The 12,888-nt window shown below is 65.4% G+C and carries 16 protein-coding genes; 9 read left to right on the top strand and 7 right to left on the bottom strand.

Annotated elements, in window-relative coordinates; genetic code table 11:
• Window positions 1-22 precede the first annotated feature (22 nt).
• The 3 genes from zapE to P9228_RS00975 form a co-directional block, all read right to left on the bottom strand.
• Window positions 23-1,219: a cell division protein ZapE gene (gene zapE / locus P9228_RS00985; protein WP_278051829.1), complete on the bottom strand. Its 1,197-nt coding sequence runs from the start codon at window positions 1,217-1,219 to the stop codon at window positions 23-25.
• 78 nt (window positions 1,220-1,297) lie between these two features.
• On the bottom strand, window positions 1,298-1,837 hold the full coding sequence (locus P9228_RS00980; RefSeq protein WP_095779966.1) for a protease inhibitor Inh/omp19 family protein: 540 nt from the start codon (window positions 1,835-1,837) through the stop codon (window positions 1,298-1,300).
• A gap of 191 nt (window positions 1,838-2,028) precedes the next feature.
• Window positions 2,029-2,472: a VOC family protein gene (locus tag P9228_RS00975; protein WP_278051826.1), complete on the bottom strand. Its 444-nt coding sequence runs from the start codon at window positions 2,470-2,472 to the stop codon at window positions 2,029-2,031.
• A gap of 134 nt (window positions 2,473-2,606) precedes the next feature.
• Here P9228_RS00975 and P9228_RS00970 point away from each other — a divergent pair, with 134 nt between their 5' ends.
• The 8 genes from P9228_RS00970 (at window position 2,607) to P9228_RS00935 (ending at window position 9,913) form a co-directional block, all read left to right on the top strand.
• Complete coding sequence (locus P9228_RS00970) at window positions 2,607-3,620, top strand: MBL fold metallo-hydrolase (RefSeq protein ID WP_278051824.1); 1,014 nt, start codon at window positions 2,607-2,609, stop codon at window positions 3,618-3,620.
• A 59-nt stretch (window positions 3,621-3,679) separates the two neighbouring features.
• Window positions 3,680-3,841, top strand: coding sequence for a DUF1328 family protein (locus tag P9228_RS00965; protein ID WP_066991727.1), 162 nt, complete (start codon window positions 3,680-3,682; stop codon window positions 3,839-3,841).
• Between the two features lie 117 nt (window positions 3,842-3,958).
• Complete coding sequence (dapF, locus tag P9228_RS00960; RefSeq protein WP_127247355.1) at window positions 3,959-4,843, top strand: diaminopimelate epimerase; 885 nt, start codon at window positions 3,959-3,961, stop codon at window positions 4,841-4,843.
• Window positions 4,843-6,171 carry a tRNA (N(6)-L-threonylcarbamoyladenosine(37)-C(2))-methylthiotransferase MtaB gene (gene mtaB / locus P9228_RS00955; RefSeq protein WP_278051817.1) on the top strand — a complete coding sequence of 443 codons (1,329 nt, stop codon included), beginning with the start codon at window positions 4,843-4,845 and terminating at the stop codon, window positions 6,169-6,171. The genes dapF and mtaB overlap by 1 nt, the downstream gene beginning before the upstream one ends.
• Before the next feature lie 13 nt (window positions 6,172-6,184).
• Window positions 6,185-7,990, top strand: a complete 1,806-nt coding sequence (gene ftsY, locus P9228_RS00950; protein WP_278051815.1) for a signal recognition particle-docking protein FtsY — start codon at window positions 6,185-6,187, stop codon at window positions 7,988-7,990.
• Between the two features lie 42 nt (window positions 7,991-8,032).
• Entirely contained in the window at window positions 8,033-8,698 is a 666-nt protein-coding gene (locus P9228_RS00945; RefSeq protein WP_278051814.1) for a septation protein A, read from the top strand.
• A gap of 23 nt (window positions 8,699-8,721) precedes the next feature.
• A complete protein-coding gene (locus tag P9228_RS00940; protein ID WP_066991742.1) occupies window positions 8,722-9,342 on the top strand; it encodes a pyridoxamine 5'-phosphate oxidase family protein in 621 nt (206 codons plus the stop codon).
• 37 nt (window positions 9,343-9,379) lie between these two features.
• Window positions 9,380-9,913: an NADPH-dependent FMN reductase gene (locus P9228_RS00935; protein ID WP_278051813.1), complete on the top strand. Its 534-nt coding sequence runs from the start codon at window positions 9,380-9,382 to the stop codon at window positions 9,911-9,913.
• Between the two features lie 12 nt (window positions 9,914-9,925).
• Here P9228_RS00935 and P9228_RS00930 read toward each other — a convergent pair whose 3' ends face one another.
• Window positions 9,926-10,843 carry an SMP-30/gluconolactonase/LRE family protein gene (locus P9228_RS00930; RefSeq protein WP_127326023.1) on the bottom strand — a complete coding sequence of 306 codons (918 nt, stop codon included), beginning with the start codon at window positions 10,841-10,843 and terminating at the stop codon, window positions 9,926-9,928.
• Between the two features lie 229 nt (window positions 10,844-11,072).
• Between P9228_RS00930 and P9228_RS00925 the strand changes: the two genes are divergently transcribed.
• Complete coding sequence (locus tag P9228_RS00925) at window positions 11,073-11,240, top strand: hypothetical protein (RefSeq protein WP_082953829.1); 168 nt, start codon at window positions 11,073-11,075, stop codon at window positions 11,238-11,240.
• 79 nt (window positions 11,241-11,319) lie between these two features.
• Here the strand turns inward: P9228_RS00925 and P9228_RS00920 are convergent, their stop codons facing one another.
• The 3 genes from P9228_RS00920 to ccmB form a co-directional block, all read right to left on the bottom strand.
• The gene (locus tag P9228_RS00920) at window positions 11,320-11,901 is read right to left on the bottom strand and encodes a DsbE family thiol:disulfide interchange protein (RefSeq protein WP_278051808.1); all 582 of its coding nucleotides are present in this window, start codon (window positions 11,899-11,901) and stop codon (window positions 11,320-11,322) included.
• The gene (gene ccmD / locus P9228_RS00915) at window positions 11,898-12,071 is read right to left on the bottom strand and encodes a heme exporter protein CcmD (protein ID WP_278051806.1); all 174 of its coding nucleotides are present in this window, start codon (window positions 12,069-12,071) and stop codon (window positions 11,898-11,900) included. Before ccmD ends, P9228_RS00920 begins: the two co-directional genes overlap by 4 nt.
• A 128-nt stretch (window positions 12,072-12,199) precedes the next feature.
• On the bottom strand, window positions 12,200-12,865 hold the full coding sequence (gene ccmB, locus P9228_RS00910) for a heme exporter protein CcmB (protein ID WP_095779955.1): 666 nt from the start codon (window positions 12,863-12,865) through the stop codon (window positions 12,200-12,202).
• Window positions 12,866-12,888: the final 23 nt, after the last annotated feature.

Here is a 12,888-nt window from a genome sequence, read left to right as displayed (position 1 = left end):
TGACGACTCCAGGCGGCTACGTTCACGCCTGCCGCGCCTCCGCGGGTTCCGCCCCGACTTGCCGCCTCTCCGCCCAGCCTTCCAGCCAGTCGCGGCTCTGCATTTCGATCAGTCGCGAGGCAGTGCGCTCGAATTCGAAGACTTCCGTGCCGCGCCTGGCGGTGTAGAGCCCCTCGGGGGGCGCGGCGGCGCTCATCACCAGCCGCATGTGGTGGTCGTAAAGCGTGTCGATGAGCAGAATAAAACGCTTGGCTTCGTTGCGCTTGCCTTCGCCGAGCACCGGCACATGGTCGATGAAGACGGTCGAGAAGCGGTCGGCGATGGCCAGATAGTCGCGCGCGCCGAGCGGCTTTTCGCAGAGATCGGCGAAGGAGAAACGGGCGGCATCGCCGGCAGCGCGCGGCACCACGAGCTGACGCCCTTTCAGCGTCAGCGTCATCGCCGCGGTCGGCCTGCCATGTGTCATCGTCTTCCAAGCGTCGTCGAGCGCGCGGTCGGCCGCGGCGTCGGCGGGCGTGACATAGATCGGCAAGCGGTTGAGCTTTTCCTGCCGGTAGTCCTTTTCGGCATCCAGCGTCAGCACATGCGCATGACGTTCGAGCAGGCCGATGAAGGGCAGGAAAAGCTGCCGGTTGAGGCCGTCTCGATAAAGGTCATGAGGCGCGACGTTGGAGGTGGCGACCAGCACGACGCCTTTGGAAAACAGCGCCGAGAACAGGCGCGACAGGATCATGGCATCGGCAATGTCGGTGACCGAAAACTCATCGAAGCACAGCACCCAGGCCTCCTCGGCCAGCGCCCTCGCCACCGGCGGGATCGGATCGTCTTCCTTGACATCGCCGTTCTTGCGCGCCGCCCGGTGTTTTTGGATGCGGTCCTGCACGTCGGCCATGAAATCGTTGAAATGGACGCGGCGCTTTCGCCTGACCGGCAGGAGATCGAAGAACATGTCCATCAGCATCGTCTTGCCGCGCCCGACGCCGCCATGGATGTAAATGCCCTTGACGGCCTCGCGCGGCTTGTTGCTGCGCGCGAACAGCCAGCCCAGCGCGCTCGATTTCTGCGCCAGCCTTTTTGCGGAGATCTCGTCGGTCAGCCGGTCGAGCGCGGCGACGACGCGCTCCTGCGCCGGATCGCGTTCGACCACGCCGGTTTCCACCAGATGGTCGTAGCGCTGCCTGACGGTCGCATGCGTCTGAAGGCCGTCACGCAGGTGCATAGGTCACGTCGTTCTCGGGCAATTTCGGAAAGCGGCTTGTCATCCGAAACTGCGTGAAACAATAGGGGAGGGTCCGCCCTACCTTGTAAGCGAGATCGGCTGGCCGTTGGAAGTCTGGCCGTCGAACTTTTCGCCGCCGGAGGAATAGAGCCTGGCCAGCGTGCCGCCGTTTTCGTCGTAGAGCGTCAGCTGCTTGCCGGCGACATTCCACGACTTGATGCCGTCGATCGGAGCCGGGCAATGCAGCGGACCGGCGCGGTAGCCGGCGCCGAACTTGGTCTGCGGCGTCGCCACTTTGCAGCTCTGGCCGGAGACACTGACATTCCAGACGCCGGCGACGCTGGCCGCGGTCAGGTCCGCAGCGCCCGTGGGCGCCGAACCGTCCGGCGGCAGAGAAGCCATCTGACTGTTCTTCGGCGCGGTGGGGAATTGCGACGGGTCGGTGGTGCCCGGAGCAGCCGGTGGCGGCAGCTGGTTCTGCGTCACCGTGCCGGAGGGCGCCGGCGTGAGCGGCGCCGGCTGCTGATCGTCCATCGATGAGAAGCGCGAGGTCGAGCAGCCGCTCGCAACGAGCGCGGCCAGCGATACGGCCAAAAGGCCAGTCTTCGAAAAAGTCATTCCAACCTCCGTCGGATCCGGTGGGGGGCGCCGTCCGCGTAAACACTCGCTTCACCAAGAAGGCGAAGGTGGCAGAATTTCAACCCGATATGGTTAAAATAGGGTTTTCGGAGCTGGTGTTGCAAATTTGTCGCGACGGCCTTCCTTACCGGGGCCCCAGTCGAGAAATTGGACCGTAACGTCTTGAAATTTCAGGCTTGCAGCCGCGCGCTGGGCACGAAGACATACCCGTCCGGACCAACGATATAGCATTCGCGCAAGCCATGCGGCTTGTCGATCGAGCCGGCCAGCACGATGTGGCCGAGTGCTGCGGCCTTTTTTTCGACCGCATCCGGATCGGCGCCATAGAGGCGCAGCTCGATGCCGGCGCCACGCGTTTCGGCTCCGGCGAAGACGCCGGTTATCGGATTGTCGAGATAGGAATGGTCGGCATGCAGCATGAAGATCGAGCCGAGCAGCTCGATGGCCGCGAAATCCTCGTCGGCATAGATGATGCGCGCGCCTAGCACATCGCGGCAGAAAGCCTCCATCGCCGCCATGTCGGTGACAAGCAAGTTGACGCCCAGCCCATGCGACAGCGAGCGGCCGAAATCCTCGGCCTTCATCCACGGTGTCCCGGTCCGCTTCTTCGCCACGGTGCTGTCCCTCCACACATCGTCGATCCTAGTCGAAGCCGACCGTTGGCCCTTGGCATTCCCCAGCAAAATGCTTGCGCCAGGCGGCGGCGTCCTTATTTCAGGACAAGCGACAGGGAGTGGGCGGAGAAACGATGGCCGCAAGAACAAGAGCAGCCAACCGCTACTATAGCGGCCCACTCAGCGATCATTTCGACGGTAGCCTCTTTTTCAATCCCGAGGGCAGGCCGCCGGCGCGCTTCACCGATTTGCTGAAATGGCAATTGAGCGGTGGGCGCTCGAAATGGCCGGCGGCCTGGCCGAGCCCATATCCGCAGGCGAAGCCCGAGCAACGGATCGAAGGCGCCGCGCTTCGGCTCACCATGGTGGGTCACGCCTCGCTGCTCATCCAGACAGCCGGCCTGAATATCCTGACCGACCCGGTTTGGTCCGAGCGTGCCTCGCCTTTCGGCTTCGCCGGACCGAAGCGGGTCAACGCGCCGGGCATCGCCTTTTGCGACTTGCCGCCGATCGACCTGGTGCTGCTCAGTCACAACCACTACGATCATCTCGACCTCGCGACCCTCAAGCGGCTAAAGCAAAGCCACGACCCGATGGTGATCACGCCGCTCGGCAACGATGCGATCATCGGCACTGCCGTGCCCGGCATGCGCGTGTCGGCACATGATTGGGGCGACAGCGTCGAAGTCGCCAGCGACGGCATCATCCACATCGAGCCGGTGCATCACTGGTCGGCGCGCGGCGGGCGCGACCGGCGCATGGCGCTGTGGGCGGGCTTCGTCGTCGATACGGCGGGCGGCAAGGTCTATTTCGCCGGCGACACCGGCTTCCATGGCGGCACCAACTACCGCCGAATGGCGGAAAAGCATGGCGGGTTTCGGCTGGCCATCCTGCCGATCGGCGCCTATGAGCCGCGCTGGTTCATGGCCCCGCAGCACCAGAATCCGGCGGAAGCCGTCCAGGGCATGAGGCTGTGCGGCGCCGTCCATGCTGCCGGCTGCCACTGGGGCACCTTTCAGCTCACCGACGAGCCGATCGAGGAACCGGCGCAAAAGCTCGCCGAGGCACTGACGGCCGAAGGCATTTCGCCGAAGCGTTTTCGCGCCATGCGCCCGGGCGAAGCATGGGATGTGCCGCCGCATGGCTAAGGAACCCAGCCCGGGCAAACGCGTTGGTTGCACAGCGCAAATCCGCCTCGGAGCCTTCCATGATCAAGTGGATCATCATCCTTCTTATCGTTGCCGCTGCGGCAAGCCTGCTTGGCATGCCCGCGCTCGCCGGCGCCGCCGCCACAGGTGCCCGCATCCTGATCGGTATTGTGCTGATCATCTTCCTGCTGATCGTGCTCGGCGTCTTCGCCGTGACTTAGCTCGCATATTCGCCGCGGCAGGCCAGAGCCGCGTTCCTGGCCAGGAGTCGCGTTGCACTGGTAATTCCCGCCCGTTTCCGCCATATAGCGCCAAACGGAATTGGAACGACCGGTTAGATGGCAGGCACTGCCCCATTCGCCAAGATGAACGGCATCGGCAACGAGATCATCGTCGCCGATATGCGCGGCCGTGGCGACAAGGTGACCGCAGCCGCGGCGATTGCCCTCAATGCCGACGCGGCGACCAAGTTCGATCAGATCATGGCGATCCATGATCCGCGCACGACCGGCACTGCTTATTACGTCGACATCTTGAATTCGGACGGCACCGGTGCGCAGGCCTGCGGCAATGGCATGCGCTGCGTCGTGCAGGCGCTTGCGGCCGAGACCGGCCAAAAGACCTTCACCTTCGAAACCCGCGCCGGCATTCTCAATGCTCAGGAACATGCCGACGGCTCGATCTCGGTCGACATGGGCAAGCCGCGTTTCGGCTGGCAGGAGATCCCGCTTGCCGAGGAGTTCCGCGACACCCGCATGATCGAACTGCAGATCGGCCCGATCGATGCGCCGGTGCTGCATTCGCCTTCGGTCGTCTCGATGGGCAATCCGCACGCGATCTTCTGGGTCGATCGCGACGTCTGGTCCTACGAGCTCGACCGATTCGGTCCGCTGCTCGAAAACCATCCGATCTTTCCCGAGCGCGCCAACATCACCATCGCTCAGGTCACCTCGCCGGAGACGATGATCATCCGCACCTGGGAGCGCGGCGCGGGTCTCACCAAGGCCTGCGGCTCCGCGGCCTGCGCCGCCGTGGTGGCAGCCGCCCGCACCAAGCGCACCGGCCGCAGCGTGTCGCTGGTCACGCCCGGCGGCGGCGAGCTCAATGTCGAGTGGCGCGACGACGATCACGTCATTTTGACCGGCGCCGCCGAATGGGAGTTTTCCGGCAGCTTCGACCCTTCGACCGGCGCCTGGGCCCGCGACACGGAAAGCGCCGCCTGATGTCCGCTCTTCAAAAGGGCCCGGCGCCCGAAGGGCCTATCGGCAACGGTATCGACGTGGTCACGTTCGGCTGCCGCCTCAACACCTATGAATCGGAGGTGATGCGCCGCGAGGCCGAGACCGCCGGCCTCGGCGCGCTGGAAGGCGGCGCCGTCATCTTCAACACCTGCGCCGTCACCGCCGAAGCCGTGCGCCAGGCCAAGCAGGCGATCCGCAAGGCCCGTCGCGAGAAACCTGAAGCGCGCATCATCGTCACCGGCTGCGCCGCGCAGACCGAGCCGCAGAATTTCGTCGCCATGGACGAGGTAGACCTGGTGCTCGGCAATGAGGAGAAGCTCAAGGCGAACTCCTACCGCGCGCTGCCGGACTTCGGCGTCAACGATACCGAGAAGGCGCGCGTCAACGATATCTTCTCGGTCCGCGAGACGGCGAGCCACATGGTCGACGCCATCGAGGGCCGGGCGCGCGCTTTCGTGCAGGTGCAGAATGGCTGCGACCATCGCTGCACCTTCTGCATCATTCCTTACGGCCGCGGCAATTCGCGCTCGGTGCCGATGGGCGCCGTGGTCGAGCAGGTCAAGCGTCTCGCAGCCAATGGCTATGCCGAGATCGTGCTCACCGGCGTCGACATGACCAGCTTCGGCGCCGACCTGCCGGGCAGCCCGAAACTTGGGAAGCTGGTGAAGACGATCCTGCGACAGGTGCCCGAGGTGAAGCGGCTGAGGCTGTCGTCGATCGATTCCATAGAAGCCGACGACGAGCTGCTCGACGCGATTGCCACCGAGCCGCGGCTGATGCCGCATTTGCATCTGTCGCTGCAATCGGGCGACGACATGATCCTGAAGCGCATGAAGCGCCGGCATTTGCGCGATCAGTCGATCCGCTTCTGCGAGGACGTGCGCAAGCTCCGTCCCGGCATCGTCTTCGGCGCCGACATCATCGCCGGCTTCCCGACCGAGACCGAGGCGATGTTCAAAAACTCGGAGAAAATCGTCGCGGAATGCGGCCTGACGCACCTCCACGTCTTCCCGTTCAGCCCGCGCGAGGGCACGCCCGCCGCGCGCATGCCGCAGCTTGGCCGCGAGGTGGTGAAAGAGCGTGCCGCAAGGCTGCGCGCCGCCGGCGAGGCCGCCTACCGTCGCCATCTGGCCGCCCTTGCCGGCACGCGGCAATCGATCCTGATCGAGCGCGATGGGCTAGGCCGAACCGAAGGTTTCACGCTTGCCGCGATTGGCGTTGGACAGCCGGGTGAGATCGTCGAGGCGGTTGTCACCGGCCATGACGGCGCCCGGCTGATCGCGGCGCCGCTCGCCGCGCAAGCCGCCTGAGACTGCAAGACGTATGGCTGGTTTCTTCAAGAAGATATTTTCGTTCGGCAAGAAGGAAGTCGTCGAGGAGCGCGTCGACGGGACCGCGCCCCTGCCGCCGATCAAATGGGACGCGCTCGAGGCGCTGAAACCGGAAACCGAGCAGGAGCCTGCGAAGCCCGAACCTTCACCGGACATTCCGCCGGCGCCGGAACCCGTCATCCCGCCGGCACCGGAGCCGGTCGTTCCATCCGAGCCGGAGCCGCTGCCGCAGCCCCAGCCGGAAGAAGAGCCGCGGCCCGCCCCGGAGCAGCCGCAGCCGCCTGCACCCGAGGAAGTGCCTGCTCCGCCCGAACCTGCACCTGAGCCGGTGCCCGCGCCGGCACCGCAGGAGGTGCCTGCACCCGCGCCGGCCGAGCCGGAGATCGAGCCTTCGCGTCCGGAGCCGCAGCCGGTGCCGGGGCCCGTCGAAGTGCCGACGACGCCCAGCGAAGTCCCGGCCGAGGCGCCAGCGCCGATCGAAGTTCCACCGGGCGAGGCACCTTCTATCGAGCCATCTTTAGAGGTCGGCGCCGCGCCTCATCCGCCTGCCGGCACCTTCTTCCCGTATAGTGACGGGGAGAAGGAAGAAGCGCCAACGCCGACGCCCCCTTCTCCGCGTTCTTCACGGGGAGAGGATGAGGGTGAGGCGCAGCGTCAGCCTGCGGAGGATTTGCCGCCACCGGAGCCGGCTCCGCCGGCGGAAGCCCTGCCTCCCATTCGCCAGGCTGCGCCGGTCGAGCCGGGGCGGATCCTTGCCGAGATCGCGCCCGAGCCGGAAGCCATCCCCGCGCCGCCGCCGACCCCCGCTGCCGGCAAGGTGACGGTCGCCAAAAAGGTCGAGCAGAAGGCCGAGCCGCAGAAGGCACCGGAGCCGGCCCCGCGACGCTCCTGGTTCCAGCGCATGCGCGACGGGCTTGCCCGTTCCTCGCGCGAGCTCACCGGCAACATCGCCGGCGTCTTCACCAAGCGCAAGCTGGACGAAGACACGCTGCAGGATCTGGAGGACGTGCTGATCCGCGCCGATCTTGGCGTCGAGACGGCGCTGCGCGTCACCGATTCTCTCGCCTCAAGCCGATACGGCAAGGACGTTTCCGACTCGGAGGTCCGCGCCGTGATGGCGGCGGAAGTCGAAAAAGTCCTGACCCCGGTCGCCAAGCCGCTCGAGCTCGATCTCAGCCACAAGCCGCATGTCATCCTGGTCGTCGGCGTCAACGGCACCGGCAAGACCACGACCATCGGCAAGCTGGCGGCCAAGCTGACCGAAGGCGGGCTTTCGGTCATGCTGGCGGCCGGCGACACGTTCCGCGCGGCCGCCATCGAGCAGCTGAAGATCTGGGGCGAACGCACGAAGTCGCCGGTCATCGCCACCAAGCTTGGCGCCGACGCCGCCGGCCTCGCCTACGATGCCTTCGAGAAGGCGAAGGAGGCGGGCTCCGACGTGCTGATCATCGACACGGCCGGCCGCCTGCAGAACAAGACCGAGCTGATGGCGGAGCTGGAAAAGATCGTGCGCGTGCTGGGCAAGCTCGATCCGGAGGCGCCGCACACCGTGCTGCAGACCGTCGACGCCACCACCGGTCAGAATGCGCTCAGCCAGGTCGAGATCTTCCGCAACGTCGCCGGCGTCAACGGCCTGGTGATGACCAAGCTGGACGGCACGGCGCGCGGCGGTATTCTGGTGGCGATCGCCGCCAAGCATAGATTGCCGGTCTATTTTATCGGCGTCGGCGAGCAGGTCGACGACCTCGAACCCTTCTCGGCCAGCGAATTCGCCAGAGCGATCGCCGGCGTTGCTTGAACGATCCCAAAAGCGCCGACTTTCGGGACAACAAGGACTTCCATGAACATCCTCGAACGCGACCCGTCCGACCCGCAGAAACAGAAGAAGGAGGGCATCAACCCCCCGCTCAAGCTGGTGCTCGAGCTCGGGCCGCTGCTGGTCTTCTTCTTCGCCAATGCGCGCGGCGAATGGCTGGCGCAGAAATTTCCGGCCTTGGCCGAGCTCGGCGGCCCGATCTTCGTCGCCACCGGCCTGTTCATGGCCGCCACCGCGTTGGCGCTGATCGCCTCGTGGCTGCTCACCCGCACCTTGCCGATCATGCCGCTGGTGTCGGGCGTCGTCGTCCTTATCTTCGGCGCGCTGACGCTCTATTTGCAGGACGACGTCTTCATCAAGATGAAGCCGACCATCGTCAACACGCTGTTCGGCGGCGTGCTGCTCGGCGGCCTTTTCTTCGGCAAGTCGCTGCTTGGCTATGTCTTCGACTCGGCTTTCAGCCTCGATGCCGAAGGCTGGCGCAAGCTCACCTTCCGCTGGGGCCTGTTCTTCCTCTTCCTGGCCCTCGTCAATGAAGTCGTGTGGCGGAATTTTTCAACGGATGCCTGGGTTACCTTCAAGGTCTGGGGCATCATGCCGATCACGCTTCTCTTCACCTTCAGCCAGATGCCGCTGATCATGCGCCACTCGCTGGAGGAAAAAACCAAGGAAGGGCAGGCGAGTAAATAGAGCAGGTTCCGGGAGGGGGCGGCATGGAATTCCTCACCACGCGCGATGAGTTGAGGACGATCTACAAGACGCCGCGGCCGACCGACGGGTCGATCCGCAAGGAACTCAAGGCGCTCGATGGCCACTGCCGTTCCTTCATCGGCAAGAGCCCATTCGTGCTGATCGGCTCCTCCGACGGCGCCGGCAATGCCGACGTGACCCCGAAGGGCGACAAGCCCGGCTTCACCGCCATCCTCGACAGTTCCACCATCGCCATCCCTGACCGTCCAGGCAACAACCGGCTGGACACGCTGGAAAACATCGTTCGTTACCCGTCGGTAGGGTTGCTCTTCCTCATTCCCGGCATGAACGAGACGCTGCGCGTCAACGGCGAAGCCCACATAACCATCGACGCCGGACTGCGCGCCCGCCTGGCCGTCGACGGCAAGGAGCCGCTGAGCGTCATCGTGGTGACGGTCAAGGCCGCTTACATGCACTGCGCCAAGGCCTTTATGCGCTCCGAGCTGTGGGAGCCGGAGACCTGGTATGACCGCGCGAGCCTGCCGACGCTCGGCCAGATCATCCGCGATCAGCTGGCGCTTACAGAGAGCGCCGGCGAGATCGACCGCGAACTGGACGACGATTACCGGCAGACCATGTGGTAGGCTCCCGGGCTATTCGTCCGAACCGCCCCCGTCACCCTTGCTGAACCTCCTCGCCATATCCGGCAGCCTGCGCGCCGCCTCGACCAATTCGGCCCTTGTCGCGGCGCTTGCCGCCAACGTGCCCGCGGATTGCCGCGTCACCGTCTATGACGGGCTCGGCCGCTTGCCGATCTTCAACCCGGATGAAGAGGGCGCGCGCACGCCGTGTGAGGCAAGATACCTGATCGAGGCCGTCACCCGCGCCGATGGCGTCATCGTCTCCTGTCCCGAATACGCCCATGGCGTGCCGGGCGGCATGAAGAACGGGCTCGACTGGCTGGTGTCGCGCGACGCCGCCGTCGGCAAGCCGGCGTTGCTGGTGCACGCCTCGCCGCGCTCGCTCTTTGCCCGCGCCGCCCTTGCCGAGATCATGCGCACGATGTCCTTCGCGCTTTACGAAGAGAGCGCGCTGGAGATCGCGCTGCTCGGCAAGAAGCCGTCGGAGGTGGAAGAAATCCTGGCTGAGCCGACCAGTCGGCAGGCGATGCGCGACGCGGTTCGGGCTTTCGCCGGCTTTATCCGCGGCCGCTGACGCCGATGCCGGTCAATAGGTCTTCGCCCCATTCACCATCAGCCAGACCACATAGAGCGAGGTGGTGCCGCAGATGTAGAGGCGGTTGCGCTTGGCGCCGCCGAAGACGCAGTTGGCGACGACTTCCGGCACTTTGATCTTGCCGATCAGCGTGCCGTCCGGCTCGTAGCAATGGATGCCGTCGGCGGCGCTCGTCCAGATGCGCCCGCTTTCGTCGAGCCGGAAGCCGTCGAACAGGCCGGCCGTGCAGTCGGCGAAGACCTTGCCGCCCGAGACCTTCTTGCCGGCCTTGCCGACATTGAAGACGCGGATATGCGCGGGGTTCTTGGCGCCATGGGTGCGGCCCGTGTCGGCGACATAAAGCAGGCTTTCATCGAGCGAGAAGGCGAGCCCATTGGGCCTGACCATGTCGGTGATGACGGCATCGATCTCGCCCGTGCCGGGGTCGACGCGGTAGACATTGCAGGCGCCGATCTCGCTCTCGGCGTGGTCGCCTTCATAATCGCTGTCGATGCCGTAGGCGGGATCGGTGAACCAGATCGAGCCGTCGGAACGGACGACGACGTCGTTGGGCGAGTTGAGCCGCTTGCCGCGCCATTTGTCGGCGACGGTGGTGACCGAACCGTCAGGCTCGGTGCGGCTGACGCGGCGGCCCGAATGCTCGCAGGTGATCAGCCGGCCCTGCCGGTCGACGGTATTGCCGTTGGAATTGCCGGACGGCTGGCGGAAGACGCTGACGCTGCCATCGGTCTCGTCGTAGCGCAGCATGCGGTTGTTGGGGATGTCGGACCAGACGAGGTAGCGGCCGGCGGCGAACCAGGCCGGGCCTTCCGCCCACCGGCACCCGGTGAACAGCTTCTCAACCCGCTCATTGGCGTTGAACAGCCGCGAGAAACGCGGATCGAGAAGTTCATAGTCAGCGGCCGTCATGCTTTCCCTCCCGGCAATCAAAAGACGCGCGATCAAGCCAGCACAGAGCGGAGAAGGCAAGATCGCGGATGCCTCTCACGGCATGTTGACGCGTGGAGGGGCTAAGACGCCATTAACCGGCTATGCGCTGCTTGCAATGGTGCATTGCAACATCTTTCTTTTGCAATGCACCATTCCTATGTCATTCTCGCAATCGATCAGGGAGGAATAACTCAGAAGGAACCTCGTCATGATCTTCGACAACCTCGTCACCCGCGCTCGCACCAACCTCGCCAAGCGCCGCCACTACAATCGTCTCGTCGCAGAAATCGAGAACCTGTCGAGCCGCGATCTCGCCGATCTGCGTGCCGACCGCTCCGAGATGCTCTACCAGATCCACAAGCAGATTTACGGTTGAGTCCGAGGCCGGTCGAGCCGGCCTTTGCGCCGCGTCGCTTCGCTCCTGCCTCGCACTGGAATGACGACGCAAGGGGCGCCTAACCCGAAACCGCCAGGGCCTTCTCGATCTGCGGCAACAGCAAATCCTTCGCCGATTCCGGCGTCAGCGGCCCGACATGCTTGTAGGCAATCTTGCCGTCCTTGCCGATGACGAAGGTCTCCGGCACGCCGTAGACGCCCCAGTCGATCGCCGCGCGCCCGGCCGGATCGACGCCGATCGCCTGGTAGGGATTGCCGAGATCGCCAAGGAAGCGACGGGCGTTTGCCGGCTCGTCCTTGTAGTTCAGCGCGGCAAGCGTGAACCGCTTGTCCTGCGACAGCGCCAAAAGCACCGGATGCTCTTCCCGGCACGGCGCGCACCATGATGCGAAGACGTTGACCAGCGTCACCTTGCCGGCGAAGGATCTTGAGTCCAGCCCTGGCAGGTTCGAGCCTTCGAGCGGCGGCAGGTTCGTCTGCGGCGCCGGCAGGCCGATCAGGGCCGAGGGAATTTCAGACTCGTCGCGGCCGGACAAAAGCTGCGACAGGAACAACCCCGCCAAGCCCAGGAAAACCAGCAGCGGCAGCAGCACGAACAGGCGGCGACGGGGCGACGCCGGGGCTCCGGTTTCGGCGCTCACGGCTTCGCCGTCCCGGCCTTGTCGGAGCGCCGCCGCACGCCGGCCGCGTCGAGCGCCGCGAGCTCACGCTTGCGCGCCCGCTGGTCGAGCAGGATCCAGGCGATCAGCCCGACGAGCACGATCGCGCTGATGGCATAGGCGGCGGCGACATAGAGAGCATGAGCACTCATATCAGCCGCTCCATCTGGGCACCTTCCGCGCCTGCCATGCCAATCCGTTCGACCATGCCTTCCCTTAACTCTGCGTCACATGCCGCGCAATCAGGCGCGGCGCCGCAGTTGAGAAACGCCCCAGCGCCTCAATCCGTCCCGTGCCGCAACGCCAGCGCCGCGGCCAGCGGCCCCACCACGGCAAGAAACAGCGTCAGCGCGGCAAGAATGAGGAAGGGCTGCAGGAACGGCGCGGGATCGGCCACCGCGCCATAGCTCGCCGAGACGCCGAAGATCAGCACCGGAATGGTGAGCGGCAGCACCAGCACGGAGATCAAGAGCCCGCCGCGCGGCAGCGCCACAGCCACAGCCGCTCCGGCGGCGCCGATGAAGGTTATGGCCGGCGTGCCGACAAGAAGCGTAAATGCCGTCGCGCCGATACCGAGCGGCTCCATGTTCATGAACAGGCCGAGCAAAGGTGCCGCGATCACCAGCGGCAGCACGCTGCCCGCCCAATGCGCCAGACACTTGGTCAGCACCGTCAACGCCAGCATGTGACGGTCGCTGTTGAGCACCAGAAGATCGAGCGAGCCGTCCTCCCGATCGGCCTGGAAGAGGCGATCGAGCCCAAGCAGGCAGGCGAGCAGGGCGGCGATCCACAGGATCGCCGGACCGATGCGCGACAACAGGTTGAGGTCGGGCCCGACGCCGAACGGGATCGTGGCAATCACCGCCAGGAAGAAGATGACGCCGATCAGCGCGCCGCCGCCGGCGCGGATGGAGAGGCGGATATCGCGGAGGAAGAGGGCTAGCATGACTTGATATGCCTTCGCCCAGG

Origin of the sequence: Mesorhizobium sp. WSM4898, assembly GCF_029625845.1 — a bacterium.
Classification (GTDB): domain Bacteria; phylum Pseudomonadota; class Alphaproteobacteria; order Rhizobiales; family Rhizobiaceae; genus Mesorhizobium.
Note: the sequence above shows the minus strand (reverse complement) of the source record. Positions and strands in the feature narration are given on the sequence as shown.